Source organism: Pseudomonas sp. Irchel s3h9 (genome assembly GCF_900187475.1).
GTDB classification, from domain to species: domain Bacteria; phylum Pseudomonadota; class Gammaproteobacteria; order Pseudomonadales; family Pseudomonadaceae; genus Aquipseudomonas; species Aquipseudomonas neuropathica.
The window spans coordinates 98,313-122,854 of the sequence record NZ_FYDH01000010.1; the positions used below are offsets into that span (position 1 = coordinate 98,313).

Below are 24,542 nucleotides of genomic sequence, written 5' to 3' on the forward strand. Positions count from 1 at the left end.
CCATGACTGGCAGGACGCTTCGAGCGCGTTCAGTACTGCGGTGGATGAGCCGCCAACGGTCTTGGCGCCCAATGACCGACCGTCGCGGAATCAGGCTGTTGCAAAGCGGCGAGGATTTGCCGCCACTCGGCTGACAACACCCAGTAATCCCCGCGTGCGCGCTGTTCGATATGCAAGGGATTGGAGGCGACCGGCATCAGACCGAAACGCTGGTACAGGCGTAGCTGCGATGCCCTGCACAACGCTGTGACACCTTGATAGCCCTGTTTTATGGCCCACTCGGCAGCGGCCGCCAGCAGACTGTCGACGGCAATGGGCTGTTGGCTGGGCGCGTACGAGATCAAGCGACTGAGTTCGACATGGCGTGACAACGCCACCGTGGGCGAAACATGTTGCTGCGCCAGTGATGCCCACTCGAACGGCGCCGGAGTGGCCCTCAATACCGCCAGCAGTTGCTCGTGCCGATACAGCAGAAAATGGGTACTGCGCGACCGTGTCGCCAGTCGGGTTTCGAGCATCCGCGCCCTGGACGTCAGCATGTAATGCTGCAGCCGAAGCCGAAATTGCCGATCGATAAACCGATCGAACACCTGGGTATCCGACCCCGCTTCAAGCATCACGATACGGCAACCCTCCTGATGACTGTTTAACGTCACCTGGAGCGCCTGCAGGTAATCCGTGAGTTGCAAATCCGTAGTGTCCATTCTTTCTCCGCAGACCTTAACTTATCGAAGTGTTTCGAGTGCAGGGAAAGGATGGTTGCTTTTGGCGATACCGCCACGAAATGCGGTCTGATAATCAGGTGGGAAAATTCAGTTGATTCAAATAGTTGACGATTTTTCCGACGCAACAACCAGCATCATTGCAGGATAAATCGCAGACACCTGTAGTACTCCTCGCCATCAAGGCGAGGAGTACTCACGTTACAAATGTTCGAGGCTGGATCAGTCGGGACGAATGACTTTGCCGGTCGCCAGATCACGAATCACGCTGGGGTTCTTGCGCCCACCCAGTTGCCCGCCCAGTATCAGATCGATCTGCCCACGGAAATACTGCTCGACACGCAATCGCGTGCGCGCCGCCGGGCGGCCCTGCGGGTTGGCTGAGGTCGAAATCAACGGCCCGACCATCGAGCACAGATCGCGTACTTGCGGATGATCACTGACCCGCAGCGCGACGGTATCGTGCATGCCGGTCACCCATTCCGGGAGCAAGCCTTGATGCGGCACCAGCCAGGTGTTCGGCCCCGGCCAGGTGCTGGCCATGCGGTCGATCCATTCTTGCGGGAAGTCTTCGAACAGAAAGTCGAACTGGCGAATGTTGTCGGCAACCAGAATCAGGCCTTTGACCACCGAACGATTCTTGATCGCCAGCAAACGATCCACGGCCTCTTCGTTCCATGGGTCGCAACCCAGCCCCCAGACGGCTTCGGTTGGATAGGCAATCACCGCCCCGGCGCGAATCTCTCGTGCGGCTTGTTGCACACGCCAACTGTTAACCATGAAAAAACTCTCCGCAAACAGGTTTCGCGCAGTTTACCGATCTTCCTTGTAAAACCTAGCGTGTCCTGGCCAACCAGCGACCGTTTTCGCACACTGCACGGCCATCCATTTCCAGTTCGGTGAGTGCCGCCAGCACTTTGGGCAACGTCCAGCCGCTGCTGTCAGCCAAGCCTTCGCTGGTGTGCGGGGCGGCATGGAGCAGGATGAGCAACGGGTGATCGGCTTTCGCCGTGTCAGTGGATAGCGGCAGATGCTGCCAACCACGCAAGGCTTCGAGGATGTGCTCAATGGTTTCCACCAGCACCGCGCCATCGCGGATCAATTGGTGACAGCCGCGCGCGCCGGGATGATGGATCGAACCGGGAATGGCATAAACCTCGCGCCCCTGTTCTGCTGCCAGCCGCGCGGTGATCAGCGAACCGCTGGCCACACTGGCCTCGACCACCAGTACACCAAGGGACAAACCGCTGATGATGCGGTTACGTCGCGGGAAGTTGCTCGCCGTTGGTCCGGCGTCCAGCGGAAACTCGGAAAGCACTGCGCTGCCGGACGCAATCATCGCGTCAGCCAGGCGGCGGTTGCGCTGTGGATAAAAATTTTCCAGCCCCGTGCCGAGGACACCGACCGTCAACCCGCCAGTATCCAGCGCGGCCTGATGCGCAGCGGCATCGATGCCTAGCGCCAGGCCGCTGGTGATGACGAAACCGGCCCCGGCGAGACTGCGGGAAAATGCCACTGCGGTGTCCATGCCCGGACGCGATGCCCGGCGACTGCCAACCATCGCCAGTTGCGGTTTTTCCAGAATCTGCGGATCACCGGCAACAAACAATAGTGGTGGCGGATCGGGAATCTGCGCCAGCAACGCCGGGTAATCCGGCTGATCCCACATCAGCAAATGATGCTCCGGGCGCTCTAGCCAGCGCATTGCATGGCTGGCGCCGTCGCGAACCTCGGGACAGCGCCGCGCTTCGGCACACGTCGCCGGCAAACCCAGCGAACGCCAGGCGCTGGCCGGTGCGCTGATGGCTTTGGAGGCCGAGCCGAAAGCCTCGAGCAATTTGGCAAAGCGCTTGGGGCCGACATCGGGCAAGCGGTGCAGGCGCAAACGCGCTTCCAGTTCCGCCGGGGAAACTGGTGTACAGACAGGCAACATGATGGATCATCCTTGATCGTTATAAGCCCCGAACCATTCGGAACAAGCTGTGGATAACTCTGTTGGTAACTTGTGAAGCACGCTTACGGATTTCGCACCTTGTCGAGCACCGCCAACGAGCGCGATGCGTTGAGGACGAGGCCGTAGCTGAGTTTGTCGTAAGTGCGGAACACCATCAGCAACCCGGCGCGTTCATCGGGAATCTTCAGTGGCTGGCCGGTGATGCGGTCACGCACGGTTTCGCCGGTTTTCATCACCACCAGCACGTTGCCTTCGGCCAGACCGTCGCGCTTGCCTTTGTTCAACGTGACCACGTCCATCACGCCAATCTGGGTGACGCCGCGCGGTACATCGATGATCACGCCGTTGATACTGGTGGTTGGCGCGCTGGGCATGAAGGTCGAGTTGATCGAGCGCTCTTCGCCGCTGAACAAACGGTCGCCGAGGCGCACTTCCTGGGTGGTGCGTTGCAGGGCGAGGGTGGCGACGTCGCCTTCGGTGGCGACGATTTCGCCGCCGCCGATGTCGTCGGCGTTGATCCCGAGAAACTCCTGGGTCTGTGGATCGGTGTAGACCTTGCCCTGACGGAAGATGCCGTAGACCGGTTGATCGGGATCGAAATGGCCGCGAGCGAAGATCCGGTCGCCAGTGCCGCTGAGCACGCGTTCGGCGTCACCCGCGACGATGTACGGCGCCTTGTCGAAATCCTCGACCTTGTCGACGATGCGGTTGCTCAGCAAAAAGCTGTTGATGGATTTCAGCGGAATGCTCGGAATCGCCTCGGCCACCGGGCTGGTGCGAATGCGTGGCGAGAGCTTGATGGTGCCGCGCGACTCGCCGCGATTAAGGGTCAGACGTGGCTGGCCATCGACATAACTGAGCGTCAGCGTGTCGCCGGGATAGATCAGGTTGGGGTTTTCGATTTGCGGATTGGCCCGCCACAGTTGTGGCCACTGCCAGGGCTCGCGCAGGTATTTGCCGGAAATGTCCCAGAGCGTATCCCCCGAAACCACCGTGTATTGCTGTGGAAAACCATCCCTGAGTTGCACTTGCCCTTGCGCCACGCCGGCCGAGGCCAACAGCAGCAGGGCGAGTAGTGTTTTCCTCATGCAGTGAATCCCTTTATCATGTGCATTCGCGTGAACCGTCAGAGCCCCCGTGGCTCGCTTGTGCAAAATGCACAAGCTACGCTTCACAACGGTAGCCTGCATCTTCGGACCTGCCAGGCCATCGCCCGACTTTACTCAACGTGTGCAGCAATCAAAGCCTATGGCCATTTTAAACATCCTCGAATTCCCGGACCCGCGTCTGCGCACTATCGCCAAGCCTGTGGCTGTAGTGGACGACGAAGTGCGTCAGTTGGTCGATGACATGTTTGAAACAATGTATGAAGCGCCGGGCATCGGCCTTGCCGCGACCCAGGTCAACGTGCACAAACGTATCGTCGTGATGGACCTTTCCGAAGACCGCACCGAACCGCGGGTGTTCATCAACCCCGAGTTCGAATCGCTGACCGACGAAATGGACCAATACCAGGAAGGTTGCCTGTCGGTACCGGGTTTCTACGAAAACGTCGACCGCCCGCAAAAGGTCAAGATCAAGGCGCTGGACCGCGATGGCAAGCCCTATGAACTGATCGCCGAAGGCCTGCTCGCGGTGTGCATCCAGCACGAATGCGACCACCTCAACGGCAAATTGTTCGTCGATTACCTGTCCACGCTCAAACGCGACCGGATCAAGAAGAAACTGGAAAAGCAGCACCGCCAGAACGCTTGATGCCCCTCTTCAAAGGCTTGCTGCGGCAAGCCTTTTTCTTTTTATGAGACTCCCTTCATGACTGAGCCACTGCGCATCGTTTTTGCCGGCACCCCCGAATTCGCCGCCGAACACCTCAAGGCCCTGCTGAACAGCCCTTACGAGATCGTTGCGGTCTATACCCAACCGGATCGTCCGGCCGGTCGCGGGCAAAAACTGATGCCAAGCCCGGTCAAACAACTCGCCCTGGAAAACCATATTCAGGTGTTGCAGCCGCCGACCTTGCGCAACGCTGACGCTCAGGCTGAACTGGCCGCACTGAAGCCGGATTTGCTGGTAGTGGTCGCCTACGGCCTGATCCTGCCGCAAGTGGTGCTGGATATCCCGCGTCTGGGCTGCATCAACAGCCACGCCTCCTTGCTGCCACGCTGGCGCGGTGCGGCGCCGATTCAGCGCGCCGTCGAACACGGTGACGCGGAAAGCGGCGTGACCGTGATGCGCATGGAAGCGGGCCTGGATACCGGACCGATGCTGCTCAAGGTGGTGACCCCGATCAGCGCTGACGACACCGGTGGCAGCCTGCACGACCGCCTCGCCGAAATGGGCCCGCCCGCCGTGGTCCAGGCGATTGCCGGTCTGGCTGCAGGCACGCTGGAAGGCGAAGTGCAGAACGATGAGTTCGCCACTTACGCGCACAAGCTGAACAAAGACGAAGCACGCATCGACTGGAGCCGTCCGGCCGTTGAGCTGGAACGCCTGGTGCGCGCCTTCAACCCATGGCCGATCACCCACAGCACCCTCAACGGTGAAGCGCTGAAAGTACTGGCGGCGACACTCGCCGAAGGTAAAGGCGCGCCGGGTGAAATCCTCAGCGCCAGCAAGGACGGTTTGGTCGTCGCTTGCGGCGAGCAGGCGCTGTGCCTGACCCGCCTGCAACTGCCCGGCGGCAAGGCGCTGAACTTCAGCGACCTGTTCAACAGCCGTCGAGAGAAATTCGCTGTCGGCACCGTGCTCGGCGCAGCGGTGGACGCGCAATGAACCCGCGCCTGGCCGCCGCCAAGGCACTCGCCGCCGTGCTCAGCGGCAAAGCCTCTTTGAACAGCTCCCTGCCGACGCAACTGGACAAAGTCGAGGATCGTGATCGCGGCTTCACTCAGGACCTGGCCTTCGGCACTGCGCGCTGGCAGCCACGCCTGTCGGCACTGGCCGAGAAGCTGCTGCAAAAGCCGTTCAAAGCCGCGGATGCCGACGTCGAGGCGTTGCTGCTGGTCGGTCTCTATCAATTGCTCTACACCCGCGTGCCGGCCCACGCCGCCATCGGCGAAACGGTGGGTTGCGCGGACAAGCTGAAGAAGCCGTGGGCCAAAGGCCTGCTCAACGCGGTGCTGCGTAACGCCCAGCGCGAAAGCGAGACGATTTTCGCTGAGTTGGAACGTGATCCGGTGGTGCGTACCGCTCACCCGCGCTGGCTGCAAAAATCCCTGAAGGCCTTCTGGCCGGAGCAGTGGGAAGCCATCTGCGCAGCGAACAACGCACATCCGCCGATGATCCTGCGGGTCAACCGCCGCCATCACAGCCGCGACGCCTACCTCGGCTTGCTGACTGAAGCCGGGATTGCCGCGACGCCGTGCGTTTACAGTCGCGACGGCATCATTCTCGAAGCCGCTGCCGACGTACGCAGCCTGCCAGGTTTCGCCGAAGGCTGGATCAGCGTGCAGGACGAAGCGGCGCAACTGGCCGCCGATCTGCTCGATCTGGCGCCGGGCCAACGCGTGCTCGACGCCTGCTGCGCGCCGGGCGGCAAGACTTGCCACATCCTCGAAGCCGAACCGGCGCTGGCCGGTGTAGTGGCGGTGGATCTGGAAGCCAAGCGTCTGGTGCGAGTGAAAGAAAACCTCGAACGCCTTGGTCTCAACGCCGAACTGATCGCCGCCGACGGCCGCGATACCGCGAAATGGTGGGACGGCAAACCGTTCCAGCGCATTCTGCTCGACGCACCATGCTCCGCCACCGGTGTGATTCGCCGTCATCCGGACATCAAGCTGACCCGTCAACCGGACGACATCGTCGCCCTCGCGCAACTGCAAGGCGAGTTGCTCGACGCGATGTGGAAAACCCTCGAAGTCGGCGGCATCCTGCTGTACGCCACCTGCTCGACGCTGCCGACCGAGAATACCGAAGTCATCGCTGCGTTCCTTGAGCGTACCCCCGGCGCCCGCGAACTGGATCTGGCCACGTCGGCCGGGCTCAAACAGCCCCATGGTCGCCAACTGCTGGCCCAGCAAGGGGGCCATGACGGGTTCTACTACGCCAAGCTGATCAAGATCGCTGCAGCGCGCAGCTAAACGGATTTAACGGAGTGACTGGATGAAAATCATCATCCTCGGTGCGGGACAGGTCGGCGGTTCGCTGGCAGAACATCTGGCCAGCGAGGCCAACGATATTACGGTAGTCGACACCGACGGTGAGCGCCTGCGCGACCTCGGCGACCGCCTCGACATCCGCACCGTGCAGGGCCGGGGCTCACTGCCGTCGGTGCTGCGTCAGGCCGGAGCGGACGACGCTGACATGCTGGTGGCGGTGACCAATAGCGACGAAACCAATATGGTCGCCTGCCAGGTCGCCCACACGCTGTTCCACACGCCGACCAAGATCGCCCGGGTGCGCGAAGCGTCCTACCTCAATCGCGAGGAGCAACTGTTTCAGAACGAAGCGATTCCGGTCGACGTGCTGATAAGCCCCGAGCAGGTGGTGACCAACTACATCAAGCGCCTGATCCAGCATCCGGGCGCCTTGCAGGTGATCGACTTCGCCGAGGGTGCAGCGCAACTGGTGGCGGTGCGCGCCTATTACGGCGGTCCGCTGGTGGGTCAGCAACTGCGGCAGTTGCGTGAGCACATGCCGAATGTCGAGACTCGCGTCGCCGCAATTTTCCGCCGTGACCGGCCGATCCTGCCCCAGGGCGATACGGTGATCGAGGCGGATGACGAAGTCTTTTTCATCGCCGCCCGTGAGAATATTCGCGCAGTGATGAGCGAAATGCGCCGCCTCGACGAAACCTACAAACGCATTGTCATTGCCGGTGGCGGGCAGATCGGTGAACGTCTGGCCGAGGCCATCGAAAGCCGTTATCAGGTGAAGATCATCGAGATGAATCCGGCGCGTTGCCGTTATCTCTCCGACACCCTCGACAGCACCGTGGTGCTGCAGGGCAGTGCATCAGATCGTGATTTACTGCTGGAGGAGAACATTGCCGACGCCGATATCTTCCTCGCCCTGACCAACGATGATGAAGCCAACATCATGTCGTCGCTGCTGGCCAAACGGCTGGGGGCGAAGAAGGTCATGACGATCATCAACAACCCGGCCTACGTCGATCTGATTCAGGGCGGCGATATCGACATCGCCATCAGCCCGCAACTGGCGACCATCGGCACCTTGCTGGCGCACGTGCGTCGTGGCGATATCGTCAGTGTGCACTCACTACGCCGCGGTGCGGCAGAAGCCATCGAGGCGATTGCCCACGGTGATGCGAAGTCGAGCAAGGTCATCGGCAAACCCATCGAGAAGATTGGCCTGCCGCCGGGCACCACCATTGGCGCGGTCATTCGCAACGAGCAAGTGATCATCGCCCACGACGACACGGTGATCGAAGCAGGCGACCATGTGATCCTGTTCCTTGTGGATAAAAAGCATATTCGCGATGTGGAGAAGCTGTTCCATGTGGGGTTGAGCTTCTTCTGAGGTTGATCGTTCCCACTCTCTGCGTGGGAATGCAGCCCGGGACGCTCTGCGTCCCAAGAGCGGACGCAGAGCGTCCATTGAGGCATTCCCACGCGGAGCGTGGGAACGATCACTGAAACGAGGGTGCAAAAAATGCTCGAATCCCTGGAAAAAATGCTCGCCAAGGGTGTGGATAACTCCCTGCTGCGCTTCGGCCTGGGAAAGGGTTATCTGGATCTGGGTGAAAACGCCAAGGCCGCCGAGCACTTCCAGCGATGTGTTGGTTTCGATCCGAAGTATTCGGCGGCATGGAAACTGTTAGGCAAGGCGCATCTGGCGCTGGGCGATCACGCCGCCGCACGTCTGGCGTGGGAACACGGTCTGGAAGCGGCTCGCGCCCATGGCGACAAGCAGGCCGAGAAGGAAATGACTGTGTTTCTGAAGAAGCTTGATCGTCAGGCGCTATAAGTCAAAGGTAGCGAAGACCGATACCATCGGCATCTACCGTCACCACTTCCATCCGCACCCGCGGCGCGCCTGTGGGTAAACCCTGCACCTCGCCGTAAACCACTGCGCCTTTGGGCAAAGAAGCCAAAACCGGATGCTGCACAAACACCCCGGTAGGCGACAAGTTGCGCGTCTGCCCGAGGCATTCGCCAAAGCTGTCGTGGGTAATCTTGATGCGGAAGGATTTGCGTTGTTCGGACATCTTGTTGCGCCCTTTGATGAACGGTTGTGGATAACCTCGCTAGTGAGGTTATCCACAGATCATGCCAATCAGCTCAGTACCAGCGCTCTTCGCCCGGCGGACGCTTCTTGAAGCGCTTCATGCTCCACATGTACTGACTCGGGTACGCGGCGACGTAACGCTCGACGACTTTACTCATCGCGGCGCAGGATTCGGCGGTATCGGTGCTGTACATGGCTTCTGGCGCGGCTTCGAGGATCACTTTGTAGCCAGAACCGTCGGGCAGGCGCAGCGCATGCAGGAATACACCGACCGCTTTACCACCCGCCAGCATGTTCGGCACGAATTTGCTGGTCAGCGCCTGGGTGGCGAAGAACGGCACGAAGATCCCGGCGGATTCGGCCGGTTCCGGGTCAGCAGGAATGCCCACTGCACCACCTTTGCGCACTTCCTTGATCACACTGAGGATGCCTTCCTTGGTGGAAGCAGCGACTTTGTTGCCCAGTTGCACGCGCTGTTTGCGCAATAACTCATCCACAGCCTTGAGCTTCGGCGGACGGTAGAAAATGATCGGTTTGCACTGGCTGCAATAGAAGTGATTGAGCACTTCCCAATTGCCTAAATGGCTGGTGATGCCGACCACGCCTTTGCCCGAGGCCAAGGCATCCTTGAGGATGTCGAGGCCTTCAACTTCACGCACCAGGTCGATCGAGCGCTGCGCCGGCCAGATCCACGCGCAGGCGCTTTCGGTCAGCGACTTGCCGATGTCTTTCAGGCTTTGGCCGACCAGACGTTCACGTTCGGCGGCATCCATCTGTGGAAAACATTTCGCAAGGTTGATCCGCACCACTTCGCGGGAACGGTTGGGGGTTTTCCACATGATCCAGCCGATCGCCGAACCTACGGCCTGCACGGCCCGCCATGGCAGCAGGGCAAACAGCCGCAGAGCGCCTACCAGCAAGGCGCCTTTAAACTTTTCCACAGGTCACTCCTGATCTTGTGCGGTGCGCGAGGCGGCCATTCTAACCGCCGTTGACGAGCTGCGCGTAGCGGTCGCAATCCTGAGTGTGATCCATGACCATGCCCGAGGCCTGCATCAGTGCGTAGCAAATGGTTGGGCCGACGAACGTGAACCCGGCCTTTTTCAGGCCTTTGCTCATGGCAACGGCTTCGGGGGTGATCGCCGGGACTTCGCTGCGATCCTTGAAATGATTGATGAGCGGTTGATCACCGACGAACGACCAGAGAAACGCCACCGGGTCCTCCAAGGCCAGCCAGGCCTGGGCATTACGCCGGGCGGCGTTGAGTTTCAGGCGGTTGCGGATGATCCCAGGATCGAGCATCAATTCGTCGATTTCGGCGTCGCTCATCTGCGCCACGCGCTGTACGTCGAAGCCGAACAACACCTCGCGATAACGCTCGCGCTTGCGCAACACGGTGATCCAGGACAGCCCGGCCTGGAACCCTTCGAGCAAAAGCAACTCGAACAAACCCTGCGCATCGCGTAGCGGCGTGCCCCACTCCTGATCGTGATAAGCCATGTACAGCGGATCTTCGGTACACCAAAAGCAGCGTGGCATAAGGCTCCAGGGGGTGGAGGTGCGACTGAATCGGGTATACTCCCGCTCTTTAAATCGCAGCCCAAGAAACAGGTGAATTTCGTGAGCCAGCCTACGCCAGCCGTGCGTACCTTCCAAGACTTGATCCTCGCGCTCCAGCAATACTGGGCCGAGCAAGGTTGCGTGGTACTTCAGCCCTACGATATGGAAGTAGGCGCCGGCACTTTCCACACCGCGACCTTCCTCCGCGCCATCGGCCCGGAAACCTGGAACGCCGCCTACGTACAGCCAAGCCGCCGTCCGACTGACGGCCGTTACGGCGAAAACCCGAACCGTCTGCAGCACTACTATCAGTTCCAGGTCGTCCTGAAACCGAACCCGGACAATTTCCAGGAACTGTATCTGGGCTCGCTCAAGCATGTTGGCCTGGACCCGCTGGTCCACGACATTCGCTTCGTCGAAGACAACTGGGAATCGCCGACTCTCGGCGCCTGGGGTCTGGGCTGGGAAGTCTGGCTCAACGGCATGGAAGTGACTCAGTTCACTTACTTCCAGCAGGCGGGCGGCATCGAGTGCTACCCGGTGACCGGCGAGATCACTTACGGTCTCGAGCGTTTGGCCATGTACCTGCAAGGCGTGGATTCGGTCTACGACCTGGTCTGGGCTGACGGCCCGTTCGGCAAAGTGACCTACGGCGACGTGTTCCACCAGAACGAAGTGGAGCAGTCCACTTACAACTTCGAACACGCCAACGTCGACAAGCTGTTCGAACTGTTCGACTTCTATGAAAGCGAAGCCAAGCGCCTGATCGAACTCGACCAGCCGCTGCCGTTGCCGAGCTACGAAATGGTGCTGAAGGCGTCGCACACCTTCAACCTGCTGGATGCGCGCCGGGCGATCTCGGTGACCGCGCGTCAGCAATACATTCTGCGCGTACGCACCCTGGCGCGTTCCGTTGCGCAAGCCTACCTGCTGGCGCGCGCCAAGCTGGGCTTCCCGATGGCGACCCCGGACCTGCGTGACGAAGTACTGGCCAAGCTGGAGGCTGCACAATGAGTGCGCAAGATTTTCTGGTTGAACTGGGCACCGAAGAACTGCCACCGAAAGCCCTGAACACCCTGGCTGAAGCGTTCCTCGCCGGTATCGACAAAGGCCTGCAAGCCGCTGGCCTGAGCTACGAGACTAAAACCGTCTACGCCGCACCGCGTCGTTTGGCCGTGCTGATCACTGCACTGGCCACTCAACAGCCGGATCGCAGCATCAACCTCGACGGCCCACCACGTCAGGCGGCGTTCGACGCTGACGGCAATCCAACGCAAGCAGCACTGGGCTTCGCCAAGAAGTGCGGCGTCGATCTGAGCGAAATCGACCAGAGCGGCCCGAAACTGCGTTACAGCCAGAGCATCGCCGGCAAGCCGACCGCGAGCCTGCTGCCGACCATCGTCGAAGATTCGCTGAACGATTTGCCAATCCCGAAACGCATGCGTTGGGGTGCGCGCAAGGAAGAGTTCGTGCGTCCGACCCAATGGCTGGTGATGCTGCTCGGTGACCAGGTCATCGACTGCACCATCCTCGCGCAGAAGGCTGGCCGTGATTCCCGTGGTCACCGCTTCCATCACCCGCAAAGCGTGCGCATCGGTTCGCCGTCGAGCTACCTCGCCGACCTGCGTGCCGCTTATGTATTGGCCGATGCCAATGAGCGTCGCGAGATCATCAGCAAGCGCACCGAAGAGCTGGCCACCCGTCAGGAAGGAACGGCAATCGTTCCGCCGGCGCTGCTCGACGAAGTGACCGCCCTGGTTGAATGGCCGGTGCCGCTGGTGTGCTCGTTCGAGGAACGTTTCCTCGACGTGCCGCAAGAAGCGCTGATCACCACCATGCAGGACAACCAGAAGTACTTCTGCCTGCTGGATGCCGACGGCAAGTTGCTGCCACGTTTCATTACTGTGGCCAACATCGAAAGCAAAGACCCGCAACAGATCATCGCCGGTAACGAGAAAGTGGTTCGTCCACGCCTGACCGACGCCGAGTTCTTCTTCAAGCAAGACAAGAAGCAGAAACTCGAAGCCTTCAATGATCGCCTGAAGAACGTGGTGTTCCAGGAAAAACTCGGCAGCGTCTACGACAAGGCCGAGCGCGTTTCCAAACTGGCTGCGTACATCGCCGCACGCATCGGTGGCAACGCCTCGTGGGCTGCCCGTGCAGGCCTGCTGTCGAAGTGCGACCTGGCGACTGAAATGGTCGGCGAGTTCCCGGAGATGCAAGGTGTCGCCGGTTACTACTACGCACTGAATGACGGCGAGCCGGAAGACGTCGCGCTGGCGCTCAACGAGCAGTACATGCCACGCGGTGCCGGTGCGGAACTGCCAGCCACCCTGACCGGTGCAGCCGTCGCGATCGCTGACAAGCTCGACACCCTGGTCGGTATCTTCGGTATTGGCATGCTGCCAACCGGCAGCAAAGACCCGTATGCCCTGCGCCGTGCGGCCCTCGGTGTGCTGCGCATCCTGATCGAGAAAAAACTCGATCTGGACCTGAACGACGCCGTGGCTTTCGCCGTGACTGCGTTCGGCGCCAAGGTCAAGGCTGCCGGCCTCAACGAAGCCGTGCTGGAGTTCATCTTCGATCGTCTGCGTGCACGTTACGAAGACGAAGGCGTCGATGTTGCCACTTACCTGTCGGTGCGTGCCCTGAAGCCGGGTTCGGCGCTGGACTTCGACCAGCGTGTGCAAGCAGTGCAAGCCTTCCGCAAACTGCCGGAAGCAGCAGCGCTGGCGGCGGTGAACAAGCGTGTGTCGAACCTGTTGAGCAAACTCGAAGGCGCGGTACCGACCGAGGTGCAAGCCAAGTACTTCGACAACGCCAACGAGTTCTCGCTGTACTCGGCGATCCAGCAAGCGGATCAAGCGGTGCAGCCAATGGCGGCAGCGCGTCAGTACAACGAATCGCTGGCACGCTTGGCGGCATTGCGTGAACCGGTGGATGCGTTCTTCGACGCGGTGATGGTCAATGCCGACGACGCCAATGTGCGGGCCAACCGTTACGCGCTGCTGGCGCGTCTGCGTGGTCTGTTCCTCGGTGTTGCCGACATTTCGCTGCTGGGTTGAGGGATTGCTGTTGAAACTGCTGATTCTCGATCGGGACGGAGTGATCAATTACGACTCCGACGCTTACATCAAGTCGGTAGAGGAGTGGATTCCGCTGCCCGGCTCGATCGAAGCGATTGCGCAGTTGAGCAAGGCCGGCTGGACGGTGGCGGTCGCCACCAACCAGTCGGGCATTGCTCGCGGCTACTACGACCTCGCCACCCTCGATGCCATGCACGCGCGACTGCGTACGCTCGTGGCGGAGCAGGGCGGTGAAGTCGGGCTGATCGTGTATTGCCCGCATGGGCCGGACGAAGGCTGCGATTGCCGCAAGCCGAAACCGGGGATGTTGAAAACCATCGCCGCGCATTACGACGTCGAACTGAACAATGTCTGGTTCGTCGGCGACAGCCTTGGTGACCTGGAGGCCGCCAAAGCCGTCGATTCACAGCCAGTTTTGGTAAAGACCGGAAAAGGCGCAAAGACTCAGGGCAAAACCCTGCCGGTTGGCACTCTGATTTTTGACGATCTGGCGGCGATTGCCGCAGAACTTATCCACAACTAGAGTACTTCTGAAGTTCCTGACCAGGGATTGATCGGGAGTGCGCTTGAACATTCGGGCATTGCCCCGTAACGGTAAACGTCACTATGTCGATACTGCGGGCCATCAGGATTTTTCTCTTTTACCTGCTGCTGGGCACCACCTCCCTGCTGTGGTGCAGCTTGAGTTTCTTTATCGCGCCATTTTTGCCGTTCAAGGCGCGCTATCGTTTTATCAACGTGTACTGGTGCCGCTGCGCCTTGTGGTTGACCAAGGTGTTTCTCGGTATCCGTTACGAAATCAAAGGCGCGGAAAACGTACCTGATCGGCCCTGCGTGATTCAGTCGAACCACCAGAGCACTTGGGAGACGTTCTTTCTCTCCGCTTATTTCTCGCCGCTGAGCCAGGTGCTCAAGCGCGAATTGCTTTATGTGCCGTTCTTCGGCTGGGCGATGGCCATGTTGCGGCCGATCGCGATTGACCGCGACAACCCGAAAGCCGCGCTGAAACAAGTCGCAGCGAAGGGTGATGAACTGCTCAAGGACAACGTTTGGGTGCTGATCTTCCCTGAAGGTACACGCGTTCCTTACGGCACTGTCGGCAAGTTCTCCCGCAGTGGTAGCGCTTTGGCAGTGAATGCGGCGCTTCCGGTACTGCCGATTGCACACAATGCCGGCAAGTTCTGGCCGAAAATCGGCTGGGGCAAGAAGTCTGGGGTGATCACCGTGGTCATCGGTGAGCCGATGTATGCCGAAGGCACAGGGCCTCGCGCCATTGCTCATCTGAACGACCGCGTACAAGCGTGGAACGAGAAGACTCAACGGGAAATGGGCTCACTGCCACCTGCTCCGCAGGCACCGGCTGCAAATGATCAGATCGCTGTCTGAGATTTTGTGGATAACCTGTGTACGGTTTTGTTGAAAAAGCCTGAATATTGAAATTAAGTTATTGATTTACTTATATATTTCTCAAGCTCATAAAACACCGTAAAAGGTGCATAAGTTTTTTTCGGAAGTAAAAAAACCGGCTGATATAGCCGGTTTTTTTGTGCCTGATCATTCGGGGATCAGCGGTAACTCAAGCAGGAAGGTGGTGCCTTGATCAACCACGCTGCGGCATTCAATTTTGCCGCCGTGATGATCGAATACCGCTTTGACCATCGATAAGCCGAGGCCCACGCCGTCGATGCCCTGTGCGGAAGAAAAACGTCGGTATTGACTGAACAGGTCGGGCAATTCATCAGCGGCGATGCCCTTGCCTTGATCGATCAATTCACAGTGCAACCATTCCTCACGGCAACTGACGCGCAGGGTGATAGTGGTATCTGCCGGGCTGTACTTGATCGCGTTCTCCAGGAGGTTGAACAGCGCGCGGGTCAGCAAGCCCTGATCAGCATTGATCAGACGTTCCTGCGACTCTTCATCCATGTCATGCAGCAGCTCGATACGTTTCTGCTGGGCGATGGGCAACGCTTGATCCAGCACGTCCAGCACCAGCATCGCGAACAGCGTCGGTTGAAACTGATAAGCCTCGGATTCGGCCCTCGCCAACAGAACAAATCCATCGGTCAGGTCCAGAGCGCGACGTACCTGGCGTTCGATTTGCTCGAACAACGGTGAATCCGCCCCGGCCTGATGGCGGTGAACGTCCAGCAGCGCAAGAATCGCCGAATGGGGTGCGCGCAGGTCGTGGGACAGAAACCGCAGTAACACGCTGCGTTGCTCCTCGGCGGCACGTTCGGCGCTAAGGTCCGTGAGGCTGAGCAGCCAACCGATCGGCGTGTCTCCATCCACCGGCAGTAAAGCCGCACGCTCCAGCCGCAAGCTGCGTTCCTTGTAATCGCGAAACTCCAGCAGCGGCATGGCCGACAGTGGCGGCCGTTGCTCTGTGGACAACTCCGGATAACCGAGTCGAGCCAGTTGATCGAGAACGTCGTCACCTACCAGATTGTTATCGAAGAGCTGACGAGCTTTGCGATTACCCAGCAGGATCTGCCCTTTGGGATCGCTGATCAGCGTGGCGACGGGCAGGTATTCCAGGCCATCGGCGATGAACCGCCGCGTATCGCGGGTACGGCTCATGGCCTGTTCAAGCGCCATGATCTGGCCCTGCAAGCGATCGGCGCCAGTAAATTGCGAACGACGGCGCTCGGGGAACACCTTCGGTTCACTGTCCAGCCGCGCCAGTTCCCAACCGAAATAGGTCAGCACCACACTCAGGCGCCGCCAGTTCCAGATCAGATAACCGAACAACATGCCCAGCACTGCCGGCGTCGGCGACCACCAATGGCGCATTTCTGCCAGACCCGTACTGGCCAGCAGTGCGCACGCCATGCCGATCAACGTGACCCAAAGCGCCCAGCGCGGGCGCCATAACAGCAGCCCTAGACTGCCTGCCACCCAAACGACCGACAATAATGCGCCCATCGCCGGATGCGCATCGTGCAGGTTGATCTGCGCGCGATAAGACAGCAGCGCAGTCAGCGGCAACAGCACTAGACTTATCCACAACCATTCACGCACCAACTGTCGAAACAGTCGCTGCACCTGACTTGGCTCACGGCTTTCGCGCCGGCGCTGATTATTCATGGGGAAAAAGGGCAGGGCAGGATGAATGCTTTCATAGGTCACAGGTCTGAGACGTAGACTCGAAGAATCATAGCGGACGTCGACCAACGGCGGGCCGCTTACTTTCAAGGTGATGACCAAGCGACTATGGTTGACGCCCAACTGCCCAAGCAACAAGGAACCACCGCGTATGCGCGTTGCGATATTGGACGACGAACCCGCCGAACTGCGCCGGGTCGAGCAAACCCTGCAGCAAATGGCCGATGCCGGCGAACAGCCGTGGTCACTGCACAGCTTCGAGCGTGGCGAAGACCTGTTGCGACAGCTACGCCGGGAAACCTTCGACCTGCTGATCCTCGACTGGCAACTGCCCGACCTCACCGGCCTGGCCCTGCTGCGCTGGACCCGCGAACACATGGAAGCGCCACCAGCGGCGATCATGCTGACCAGCCGCGATGGCGAAAGCGATATCGTCCAGGCGTTGAATGCCGGGGCTGATGATTACGTCAGCAAGCCATTCCGGCCGAATGAACTGAAAGCGCGTGTGGCTGCGGTGTTGCGTCGGCATAGCCAGCAACGTGCGGCGGCGACGGAAGTGCTGAGCTTCAACGACCTGACCTTCGATGACGCCGAACTGACTGTTACCCGCGAGGGAAAACCCATCGTCATGACCGAACGCGAGTATCGACTGGCGCGGTGTCTGTTCAGCAATCTGGGCCGGCCGTTGTCGCGGGATTATCTGTATGAGCGGTTTTGGCCACATGAGGAGATGGCATCATCGCGACCGTTGGATACTCATATCTACCGGTTGCGGAACAAGCTCGGGCTGACGGCGGATCGAGGGTGGCAGTTGCTGACGATTTATGGGTATGGGTATCGGTTGGAGAGTGTGTCTGCAGCATCCGAGTAAAAAGAGCAAAAGATCGCAGCCTACGGCAGCTCCTACACCTATCTCTGTAGGAGCTGCCGTAGGCTGCGATCTTTTGATCTGCCAATAAAAAGGCCAACGCAATGCGTTGGCCTTTTGTTTGACGCAAACCGGGATCAGAAATCCAGGTTCGAAACCGCCAGCGCATTGCTCTCGATGAAGTCACGGCGAGGTTCGACCGCATCACCCATCAGGGTGTTGAAGATCTGGTCTGCACCAATGGCGTCTTCGATGGTGACTTTCAGCATGCGGCGCACGCTTGGGTCCATGGTGGTTTCCCACAGCTGATCCGGGTTCATTTCGCCCAGACCTTTGTATCGCTGAATGGTGTGGCGCTTAGTGCTTTCCGCCATCAGCCAGTCGAGGGCTTCCTTGAACTCGGTGACTGCCTTCTTGCGCTCGCCACGCTGGATGTACGCGCCGTCGTCGAGCAGGGTGCTCAGTTGAGCGCCAAGGGTGACGACGGTTTTGTAGTCGTTGCTGCCGAAAAAGTCGCGGTTGAAGGTGACGTAGTTCGACAGGCCGTGGGAGATCAGTTCGACCTCCGGCAGCCACACACCACGTTCACGGTCTTCACGCAGGCTGGCCTTGTAGACCAGACCGGACTTCTCGACGGTGCGCAGACGGACTTCGTACTGGGCCAGCCAGTCCTGCATCTTGGCGTGGTCGCCAAGCATTTCCAGGCTCACGGCCGGCAGGTAGATGAAGTGCTCGGTCAGCTCTTGCGGGTACAGGCGCGACAGACGCTTGAGGGTCTTCATCACCATGCGGAAGTCGTTTACCAGACGCTCCAAAGCTTCACCGGAAATGCCCGGGGCCTCTTCGTTCAGGTGCAGGCTCGCATCTTCCAGAGCCGACTGCGTCATGTACTCTTCCATGGCGTCGTCGTCTTTGATGTATTGCTCTTGCTTGCCTTTCTTGACCTTGTACAGCGGCGGCTGGGCGATGTAGATGTAGCCACGCTCGATCAGCTCCGGCAACTGACGGAAGAAGAAGGTCAGCAGCAGGGTACGGATGTGCGAACCGTCGACGTCAGCATCGGTCATGATGATGATGTTGTGATAACGCAGCTTGTCGATGTTGTATTCGTCGCGACCGATGCCGCAGCCCAGTGCGGTGATCAAGGTGCCCACTTCCTGGGAAGAGATCATCTTGTCGAAACGCGCTTTCTCGACGTTGAGGATCTTGCCCTTCAACGGCAGGATCGCCTGGGTCTTGCGGTTACGTCCCTGCTTGGCAGAGCCGCCCGCGGAGTCACCTTCCACGAGATACAGTTCGGACAGCGCCGGGTCTTTTTCCTGGCAGTCAGCGAGCTTGCCCGGCAGACCGGCGATGTCCAGCGCGCCTTTGCGGCGGGTCATCTCACGGGCCTTGCGCGCCGCTTCGCGGGCACGGGCGGCGTCGATCATCTTGCCGACGACCAGCTTGGCTTCGTTCGGGTTTTCCAGGAGGAAGTCGGAGAAGTACTTGCCCATCTCCTGCTCGACCGCAGTCTTCACTTCGGAAGACACCAGTTTGTCTTTGGTCTGCGAGCTGAACTTCGGATCCGGCACTTTTACCGAGATGATCGCGGTCAGGCCTTCACGGGCATCGTCGCCGGTGGTGGCGACTTTGTGCTTCTTCGCCAGACCTTCCTGCTCGATGTAGTTGTTCAGGTTACGCGTCAGAGCGGAACGGAAGCCCACCAGGTGGGTACCGCCGTCGCGCTGCGGAATGTTGTTGGTGAAGCACAACAGGTTCTCGTTGAAGCTGTCGTTCCACTGCAGGGCGATTTCCACGCCGATGCCGTCTTCACGCTGGATGTTGAAGTGGAACACCTGGTTGACCGCAGTCTTGTTGGTGTTCAGGTATTCAACGAACGCACGCAGGCCGCCTTCGTACTTGAACAGCTCTTCCTTGCCGCTGCGCTCATCCTTGAGGACGATGCCGACACCGGAGTTGAGGAAGGACAGTTCACGAATGCGCTTGGCCAGGATGTCCCAGCTGAAGTGAATGTTCTTGAAGGTTTCGCTGGAAGCCTTGAAGTGGATCTGGGTACCGGTGGTTTCGCTGTCGCCAACGATGGCCATCGGAGCCTGAGGTACGCCGTGGACGTAGGTCTGTTCCCAGATCTTGCCGCTGCGGCGAACAGTCAGTACCAGCTCCTCGGACAGTGCGTTCACTACCGACACACCTACACCGTGCAGACCGCCGGATACTTTGTAGGAGTTGTCGTCGAACTTACCGCCAGCGTGGAGGACGGTCATGATGACCTCGGCGGCGGAAACGCCTTCCTCTTTGTGCACGTCTACCGGGATGCCACGGCCGTTGTCTTTAACGGTGATGGACTCATCCGGGTGGATAATGATGCTGATGTCATCGCAGTGGCCGGCGAGGGCTTCGTCGATCGAGTTGTCGACCACCTCGAACACCATGTGGTGCAGACCGCTGCCATCGTCGGTGTCACCAATGTACATACCGGGACGTTTGCGTACGGCATCCAGGCCTTTCAGCACTTTAATGCTCGTTGAGTCGTACGTATTTTCTTCGCTCAATGCCTTCACTCCCGATGGTCGTGGGTCTGGGTGATACGGCCCTGTTCCACGTGGAACAGAGCGACTGGCGTTTCCGTCTGCCAGCCTTCCCTCAATAATTCGTGATCTACACAGGTGATAAATACCTGGCAGCGTAAGTCTTCCAGCAAGCGGCACAGCGCGCGACGGTGGCCCTCGTCCAGCTCGGACGGCAAGTCATCCACCAGATAAATACACTGACCGCGACGGGCCTGGCTGACCAAATGCCCTTGGGCAATCCGTAGTGCACAGACCACTAACTTCTGCTGACCCCGGGACAAGATGTCCGCGGCGTTGTGAGCGCCCAATCTAAGACGCAAATCAGCCCGTTGCGGTCCGGCCTGGGTATGACCCATTTGCTGATCCCGTTGCACGGATCCAGCCAGTACGGCGCTCAATTCCCGGTCTTTGTCCCAGCCTCGGTAATAGCTGAGCGTCAAACCTTCAAGCTCAACCAGTTCGCTCAAGGTTTGTTCAAAGACTGGTTTCAAGGCTTTGATGTAGGCGCGGCGGTATTCATCGATTTCAGCGCTGGCCTGGCACAGTTCCCTGTCCCAAACCGCTTGCGAAACGGCGTCAAGTGTACCATGTCGCAGCCAAGAGTTTCTCTGGCGCAGGGCCTTCTGCAACCGCTGCCAGGTGGCCATAAAGCGCGGCTCGACGTGGAACACGCCCCAGTCGAGAAACTGTCGACGAATCTTCGGCGCACCTTCAAGCAAGCGGAAGCTGTCGGGGTTGATCAACTGCAGCGGCAGGATCTCCGCCAGTTGCGCAGCACTGCGGGCGTTCTGGCCGTCGATGCGGATCTGGAACTCGCCCTGACGATCGCGCGAGATCCCCAACGCACTGTGCCCACCCTCAGCCAATTCGACCTGACCGAACACGGTGCAGGCGAGTTGCTCGTACTGAATGACAGGTAACAGCCGCGTGCTACGAAACGAACGGGCAAGCCCCAGCAGATGAATGGCTTCCAGAACACTGGTTTTGCCGCTGCCGTTGGCGCCGTAAAGAATGTTGATGCGGGAGGAGGGGGAGAAGGTCACCGGGTGCAGATTGCGCACCGCGGTGACCGAAACACGACTTAAGGACATCCAGGGTCAGCTGATTACAGACGCATCGGCATGACAACGTAAGCCGAATCGTCGTTGTCGGACTCTTGCACCAGTGCACTGCTGTTGGAGTCGGACAGGATCAGACGAACCTGCTCGGTGGTCATCACGCCCAGCACGTCGAGCAAATAGCTCACGTTGAAGCCGATTTCCAGGGAGCCGCCGTTGTATTCAACGCCCACTTCTTCTTCCGCTTCTTCCTGCTCCGGGTTGTTGGCCTGGATCTTCAACTGACCGCTGGCCAGTTGCAGACGGATACCACGGTACTTCTCGTTGGACAGAATCGCGGTACGGCTGAACGCTTCACGCAAGGCCTGGCGATCGCCCAACACCAGCTTGTCGCCGCCCTTTGGCAGAACGCGCTCATAGTCCGGGAACTTGCCGTCAACCAGTTTCGAGGTGAAGGTGAATTCGCCGGTAGTGGCGCGGATGTGATGTTGACCCAGCACGATGCTGACATTGCCGTCCGGCTCGGTGAGCAGACGCGCCAGTTCCAGAATACCTTTGCGCGGCACGATCACCTGATGGCGATCCGGCTGGCCGATATCGGCCTTCATCGAGCACATGGCCAGACGGTGACCGTCGGTGGCCACAGCGCGGATGATGCCTTCGGACACTTCCAGCAGCATGCCGTTGAGGTAATAACGCACGTCCTGCTGGGCCATGGCGAAGCTGGTGCGTTCGATCAGGCGACGCAGTTTGCTTTGTTCAAGACTGCAAGTCAGCGAGCCCGGACCTTCTTCAACGGTCGGGAAATCGTTGGCCGGCAGAGTCGACAGGGTGAAGCGGCTGCGGCCTGCCTTCACCACCAGCTTCTGCTCGTCGACCTTGATGTCGATCAGCGCGTCGTTGGGCAGGCTTTTGCAGATATCCATCAGCTTGCGCGCAGGCACGGTGATGGAACCTGTTTCAGCCGGCTCTTCAAGTTGCACACGACCGACCAGCTCGACCTCGAGGTCGGTACCGGTCAGCGACAGTTGCTGGCCTTCGACAACCAGCAGCACGTTGGAGAGTACCGGCAAGGTCTGTCGGCGCTCGACGACGCCTGCGACCAGTTGCAGGGGTTTCAACAGGGCTTCGCGTTGAATGGTGAAATGCATGGTCTAGTCCCTTGCCTTAATAAGCTGCGCTGGTGTTCATCAAGTGGTCAGTGTACGCAGCAGGTTCTTGTAGTCCTCGCGGATGTCCGCGTCGGATTCCTTAAGTTCGTTGATCTTGCGGCAGGCGTGCAACACCGTGGTGTGGTCGCGGCCGCCGAACACATCGCCGATTTCCGGCAGGCTGTGGTTGGTCAGTTCCTTGGACAAGGCCATGGCGACCTGACGCGGACGAGCCACCGAGCGCGAACGGCGCTTGGACAGCAGATCCGAGATCTTGATCTTGTAGTACTCGGCGACGGTGCGCTGAATGTTATCCACAGAGACCAGTTTGTCCTGCAACGCCAACAAGTCTTTCAGGGATTCGCGAATCAGCTCGATGGTGATGTCGCGGCCCATGAAGTGCGAGTGGGCGATCACGCGTTTCAGCGCACCTTCCAGCTCACGGACGTTGGAGCGAATGCGCTGGGCAATGAAGAACGCGGCGTCATGCGGTAACTCGACTTTGGCCTGGTCGGCCTTCTTCATCAAGATCGCCACGCGGGTTTCCAGTTCCGGCGGCTCGACGGCAACCGTCAGGCCCCAGCCGAAGCGGGATTTGAGGCGTTCTTCAAGGCCTTCGATTTCTTTCGGGTAGCGGTCACTGGTGAGAATGACCTGCTGGCCACCTTCAAGCAGGGCGTTGAAGGTGTGGAAAAACTCTTCCTGCGAGCGCTCTTTGCGGGCGAAGAACTGAATATCGTCGATCAGCAACGCATCCACTGAACGGTAGAAACGCTTGAACTCGTTGATCGCGTTCAGTTGCAGTGCCTTGACCATGTCGGCCACGAAGCGCTCGGAATGCAGGTACACAACCTTCGCATTCGGGTTCTTCTTTAATAGATGGTTACCCACCGCGTGCATCAAGTGGGTCTTACCCAGGCCGACGCCACCATAAAGGAACAGCGGGTTGTACCCGTGCTTGGGGTTGTCCGCCACTTGCCAGGCGGCCGCGCGGGCGAGCTGGTTGGATTTACCTTCGACGAAGTTTTCGAAGGTGAAGGTGCGGTTCAGGTAGCTGGTGTGCTTGAGCGCACCTTCGACCTGCACGGTGCGCTGTTCGGCGCGAACCGGGGCTTGCTGCGAAGCGGCACCGGACATCGGATCGAAACTGTCGCGAGACGGTTCATCGCTGACTTCAGGACTTTTCTGCGTCGAGCGCTTGGCCGTCGGTGCGGGCGTCTGCGTCGGTGCCTGCGTACTCACAGGCGTGGCATTTGCCTGGGCCTGCTGGGAAACCTGCGCGGCTGCAAGCGGCGCATTCGGTGCGGCACGCGGAGCGGAACTGCGTTTGCTGCCTATTAATAAGGAAAGCGCCGGCGCCATGCCGTTGCCATGCTCATCCAGCAGTTCAAGGACGCGGCCCAGGTACTTTTCGTTGACCCAGTCCAGCACAAAACGGTTCGGTGCGTAGACGCGCAACTCGTCGCCTTCGGCTTCGACCTGTAGTGGACGGATCCAGGTGTTGAATTGTTGGGCAGGCAGCTCCTCGCGCAAAAGCTCCACGCACTGCTGCCAAAGTTCCACTGACACGGATATCCCCTAAGTTGAAAGCCGGTGAGGCAAAAACAAGCGGCCATTGTAGCGGCGAGCCGTCCACTTATCCACATGCAGGTTGCCCGGTGACCATGATTTATCAATGCGTTAAATCGGAAAAAGGCGACCAACGGTGTGTGAATAAGCTCTGTGGATAACCGCCTCTAAGGGCACTGGACAACTGGGGGTTGAACTCGGTGGATAACCTGCCTGTGGATAACAGGCCATTCCACACACAGGTTATCCGACAGCGCAGCACAGGCTGAACACGGTTTTCCACTGTAGTTGTCATTCTCTGTACATCACGTCAGACAAGGCCTAATGCTACTTATCCACAGAAGAAGGTGTGCCTAGCTTTTATAAGCTTTACAGAAAAGCTTTAAATAATTCCCTTCTTTATTTTTATGTATGGCAAGCAGGTGATCAGGCAAAGAACACCTAGATATCTATTTATAAGGAAACGCTGGTTGGAAATTGACCTGAAGGCTTGCTTTCTCTAGAATCCCCGGTCTCTTAAAACGGGGGCCATTCCGGCCCGTTGTGGACGAACCAGGTAACACGACATGAAACGTACTTTCCAACCAAGCACTATCAAACGCGCCCGTACCCACGGTTTCCGTGCTCGCATGGCTACCAAGAACGGCCGTGCTGTCCTGTCGCGTCGCCGCGCCAAAGGTCGTGCGCGTCTGGCAGTTTGATAATCCGGT

General features: G+C 59.3%; 23 protein-coding genes. 11 read left to right on the forward strand and 12 right to left on the reverse strand.

Annotated elements, in window-relative coordinates; translation table 11 throughout:
• Positions 1 to 29 precede the first annotated feature (29 nt).
• The 4 genes from CKW26_RS17930 to CKW26_RS17945 form a co-directional block, all read right to left on the reverse strand.
• A complete protein-coding gene (locus CKW26_RS17930; RefSeq protein WP_095049567.1) occupies positions 30 to 704 on the reverse strand; it encodes a hypothetical protein in 675 nt (224 codons plus the stop codon).
• Positions 705 to 944: 240 nt separating this feature from the next.
• Positions 945 to 1,502, reverse strand: a complete 558-nt coding sequence (locus tag CKW26_RS17935) for an L-threonylcarbamoyladenylate synthase (RefSeq protein WP_093429535.1) — start codon at positions 1,500 to 1,502, stop codon at positions 945 to 947.
• 55 nt (positions 1,503 to 1,557) lie between these two features.
• Positions 1,558 to 2,658: a DNA-processing protein DprA gene (gene dprA, locus CKW26_RS17940; RefSeq protein ID WP_095049568.1), complete on the reverse strand. Its 1,101-nt coding sequence runs from the start codon at positions 2,656 to 2,658 to the stop codon at positions 1,558 to 1,560.
• 80 nt (positions 2,659 to 2,738) lie between these two features.
• On the reverse strand, positions 2,739 to 3,764 hold the full coding sequence (locus CKW26_RS17945; RefSeq protein ID WP_095049569.1) for a LysM peptidoglycan-binding domain-containing protein: 1,026 nt from the start codon (positions 3,762 to 3,764) through the stop codon (positions 2,739 to 2,741).
• 160 nt (positions 3,765 to 3,924) lie between these two features.
• On the opposite strand from CKW26_RS17945, the gene def reads away from it, so the two are divergent.
• The 5 genes from def (at position 3,925) to CKW26_RS17970 (ending at position 8,601) form a co-directional block, all read left to right on the forward strand.
• The gene (gene def, locus CKW26_RS17950) at positions 3,925 to 4,431 is read left to right on the forward strand and encodes a peptide deformylase (protein ID WP_016984087.1); all 507 of its coding nucleotides are present in this window, start codon (positions 3,925 to 3,927) and stop codon (positions 4,429 to 4,431) included.
• 57 nt (positions 4,432 to 4,488) lie between these two features.
• Positions 4,489 to 5,448: a methionyl-tRNA formyltransferase gene (gene fmt / locus CKW26_RS17955; RefSeq protein ID WP_095049570.1), complete on the forward strand. Its 960-nt coding sequence runs from the start codon at positions 4,489 to 4,491 to the stop codon at positions 5,446 to 5,448.
• Positions 5,445 to 6,755: a 16S rRNA (cytosine(967)-C(5))-methyltransferase RsmB gene (rsmB, locus tag CKW26_RS17960; RefSeq protein WP_095049571.1), complete on the forward strand. Its 1,311-nt coding sequence runs from the start codon at positions 5,445 to 5,447 to the stop codon at positions 6,753 to 6,755. The genes fmt and rsmB overlap by 4 nt, the downstream gene beginning before the upstream one ends.
• A gap of 22 nt (positions 6,756 to 6,777) precedes the next feature.
• On the forward strand, positions 6,778 to 8,154 hold the full coding sequence (trkA, locus tag CKW26_RS17965) for a Trk system potassium transporter TrkA (protein ID WP_064389689.1): 1,377 nt from the start codon (positions 6,778 to 6,780) through the stop codon (positions 8,152 to 8,154).
• 132 nt (positions 8,155 to 8,286) lie between these two features.
• Positions 8,287 to 8,601: a tetratricopeptide repeat protein gene (locus CKW26_RS17970; RefSeq protein WP_095049572.1), complete on the forward strand. Its 315-nt coding sequence runs from the start codon at positions 8,287 to 8,289 to the stop codon at positions 8,599 to 8,601.
• A gap of 1 nt (position 8,602) precedes the next feature.
• Here the strand turns inward: CKW26_RS17970 and CKW26_RS17975 are convergent, their stop codons facing one another.
• From CKW26_RS17975 to CKW26_RS17985, 3 genes are all read right to left on the reverse strand, one after another.
• Positions 8,603 to 8,842, reverse strand: a complete 240-nt coding sequence (locus CKW26_RS17975; RefSeq protein WP_095049573.1) for a PilZ domain-containing protein — start codon at positions 8,840 to 8,842, stop codon at positions 8,603 to 8,605.
• Positions 8,843 to 8,915: 73 nt separating this feature from the next.
• Positions 8,916 to 9,803 carry a lysophospholipid acyltransferase gene (locus tag CKW26_RS17980; protein WP_095049574.1) on the reverse strand — a complete coding sequence of 296 codons (888 nt, stop codon included), beginning with the start codon at positions 9,801 to 9,803 and terminating at the stop codon, positions 8,916 to 8,918.
• Between the two features lie 40 nt (positions 9,804 to 9,843).
• Entirely contained in the window at positions 9,844 to 10,401 is a 558-nt protein-coding gene (locus tag CKW26_RS17985) for a DNA-3-methyladenine glycosylase I (protein ID WP_095049575.1), read from the reverse strand.
• 81 nt (positions 10,402 to 10,482) lie between these two features.
• Here CKW26_RS17985 and glyQ point away from each other — a divergent pair, with 81 nt between their 5' ends.
• The 4 genes from glyQ (at position 10,483) to CKW26_RS18005 (ending at position 14,894) form a co-directional block, all read left to right on the forward strand.
• Positions 10,483 to 11,436: a glycine--tRNA ligase subunit alpha gene (gene glyQ, locus CKW26_RS17990; protein ID WP_003187265.1), complete on the forward strand. Its 954-nt coding sequence runs from the start codon at positions 10,483 to 10,485 to the stop codon at positions 11,434 to 11,436.
• On the forward strand, positions 11,433 to 13,487 hold the full coding sequence (glyS, locus tag CKW26_RS17995) for a glycine--tRNA ligase subunit beta (protein ID WP_095049576.1): 2,055 nt from the start codon (positions 11,433 to 11,435) through the stop codon (positions 13,485 to 13,487). Before glyQ ends, glyS begins: the two co-directional genes overlap by 4 nt.
• Before the next feature lie 4 nt (positions 13,488 to 13,491).
• On the forward strand, positions 13,492 to 14,031 hold the full coding sequence (gmhB, locus tag CKW26_RS18000) for a D-glycero-beta-D-manno-heptose 1,7-bisphosphate 7-phosphatase (RefSeq protein WP_176471260.1): 540 nt from the start codon (positions 13,492 to 13,494) through the stop codon (positions 14,029 to 14,031).
• 83 nt (positions 14,032 to 14,114) lie between these two features.
• Positions 14,115 to 14,894: a 1-acyl-sn-glycerol-3-phosphate acyltransferase gene (locus CKW26_RS18005; RefSeq protein ID WP_095049578.1), complete on the forward strand. Its 780-nt coding sequence runs from the start codon at positions 14,115 to 14,117 to the stop codon at positions 14,892 to 14,894.
• A gap of 168 nt (positions 14,895 to 15,062) precedes the next feature.
• On the opposite strand, the gene CKW26_RS18010 is transcribed toward CKW26_RS18005, so the two are convergent.
• The gene (locus tag CKW26_RS18010; RefSeq protein ID WP_095049579.1) at positions 15,063 to 16,595 is read right to left on the reverse strand and encodes a HAMP domain-containing sensor histidine kinase; all 1,533 of its coding nucleotides are present in this window, start codon (positions 16,593 to 16,595) and stop codon (positions 15,063 to 15,065) included.
• A gap of 169 nt (positions 16,596 to 16,764) precedes the next feature.
• On the opposite strand from CKW26_RS18010, the gene CKW26_RS18015 reads away from it, so the two are divergent.
• Complete coding sequence (locus tag CKW26_RS18015) at positions 16,765 to 17,484, forward strand: response regulator transcription factor (protein WP_034152192.1); 720 nt, start codon at positions 16,765 to 16,767, stop codon at positions 17,482 to 17,484.
• Positions 17,485 to 17,618: 134 nt separating this feature from the next.
• On the opposite strand, the gene gyrB is transcribed toward CKW26_RS18015, so the two are convergent.
• The 4 genes from gyrB to dnaA are packed head-to-tail and all read right to left on the reverse strand — an operon-like array spanning position 17,619 to position 23,832.
• The gene (gene gyrB, locus CKW26_RS18020; protein WP_093429549.1) at positions 17,619 to 20,036 is read right to left on the reverse strand and encodes a DNA topoisomerase (ATP-hydrolyzing) subunit B; all 2,418 of its coding nucleotides are present in this window, start codon (positions 20,034 to 20,036) and stop codon (positions 17,619 to 17,621) included.
• A gap of 5 nt (positions 20,037 to 20,041) precedes the next feature.
• Entirely contained in the window at positions 20,042 to 21,145 is a 1,104-nt protein-coding gene (gene recF, locus CKW26_RS18025) for a DNA replication/repair protein RecF (protein WP_095049580.1), read from the reverse strand.
• Positions 21,146 to 21,159: 14 nt separating this feature from the next.
• A complete protein-coding gene (gene dnaN, locus CKW26_RS18030) occupies positions 21,160 to 22,263 on the reverse strand; it encodes a DNA polymerase III subunit beta (RefSeq protein WP_007911887.1) in 1,104 nt (367 codons plus the stop codon).
• Positions 22,264 to 22,302: 39 nt separating this feature from the next.
• Entirely contained in the window at positions 22,303 to 23,832 is a 1,530-nt protein-coding gene (dnaA, locus tag CKW26_RS18035) for a chromosomal replication initiator protein DnaA (protein WP_095049581.1), read from the reverse strand.
• Positions 23,833 to 24,398: 566 nt separating this feature from the next.
• Between dnaA and rpmH the strand changes: the two genes are divergently transcribed.
• Positions 24,399 to 24,533 carry a 50S ribosomal protein L34 gene (rpmH, locus tag CKW26_RS18040; RefSeq protein WP_003213577.1) on the forward strand — a complete coding sequence of 45 codons (135 nt, stop codon included), beginning with the start codon at positions 24,399 to 24,401 and terminating at the stop codon, positions 24,531 to 24,533.
• Positions 24,534 to 24,542: the final 9 nt, after the last annotated feature.

Excerpts from the sequence above, each read along its gene's own strand:
- dnaN (WP_007911887.1), bottom strand. The coding sequence starts at position 22,263 with ATGCATTTCACCATTCAACGCGAAGCCCTGTTGAAACCCCTGCAACTG.
- CKW26_RS17975 (WP_095049573.1), bottom strand. The coding sequence starts at position 8,842 with ATGTCCGAACAACGCAAATCCTTCCGCATCAAGATTACCCACGACAGC.
- CKW26_RS17930 (WP_095049567.1), bottom strand. The coding sequence starts at position 704 with ATGGACACTACGGATTTGCAACTCACGGATTACCTGCAGGCGCTCCAG.
- recF (WP_095049580.1), bottom strand. The coding sequence starts at position 21,145 with ATGTCCTTAAGTCGTGTTTCGGTCACCGCGGTGCGCAATCTGCACCCG.
- def (WP_016984087.1), top strand. The coding sequence starts at position 3,925 with ATGGCCATTTTAAACATCCTCGAATTCCCGGACCCGCGTCTGCGCACT.
- CKW26_RS17985 (WP_095049575.1), bottom strand. The coding sequence starts at position 10,401 with ATGCCACGCTGCTTTTGGTGTACCGAAGATCCGCTGTACATGGCTTAT.
- rsmB (WP_095049571.1), top strand. The coding sequence starts at position 5,445 with ATGAACCCGCGCCTGGCCGCCGCCAAGGCACTCGCCGCCGTGCTCAGC.
- CKW26_RS18005 (WP_095049578.1), top strand. The coding sequence starts at position 14,115 with ATGTCGATACTGCGGGCCATCAGGATTTTTCTCTTTTACCTGCTGCTG.
- fmt (WP_095049570.1), top strand. The coding sequence starts at position 4,489 with ATGACTGAGCCACTGCGCATCGTTTTTGCCGGCACCCCCGAATTCGCC.
- CKW26_RS17945 (WP_095049569.1), bottom strand. The coding sequence starts at position 3,764 with ATGAGGAAAACACTACTCGCCCTGCTGCTGTTGGCCTCGGCCGGCGTG.
- CKW26_RS18010 (WP_095049579.1), bottom strand. The coding sequence starts at position 16,595 with ATGAATAATCAGCGCCGGCGCGAAAGCCGTGAGCCAAGTCAGGTGCAG.
- rpmH (WP_003213577.1), top strand. The coding sequence starts at position 24,399 with ATGAAACGTACTTTCCAACCAAGCACTATCAAACGCGCCCGTACCCAC.
- trkA (WP_064389689.1), top strand. The coding sequence starts at position 6,778 with ATGAAAATCATCATCCTCGGTGCGGGACAGGTCGGCGGTTCGCTGGCA.
- CKW26_RS17935 (WP_093429535.1), bottom strand. The coding sequence starts at position 1,502 with ATGGTTAACAGTTGGCGTGTGCAACAAGCCGCACGAGAGATTCGCGCC.
- CKW26_RS18015 (WP_034152192.1), top strand. The coding sequence starts at position 16,765 with ATGCGCGTTGCGATATTGGACGACGAACCCGCCGAACTGCGCCGGGTC.
- glyS (WP_095049576.1), top strand. The coding sequence starts at position 11,433 with ATGAGTGCGCAAGATTTTCTGGTTGAACTGGGCACCGAAGAACTGCCA.
- CKW26_RS17970 (WP_095049572.1), top strand. The coding sequence starts at position 8,287 with ATGCTCGAATCCCTGGAAAAAATGCTCGCCAAGGGTGTGGATAACTCC.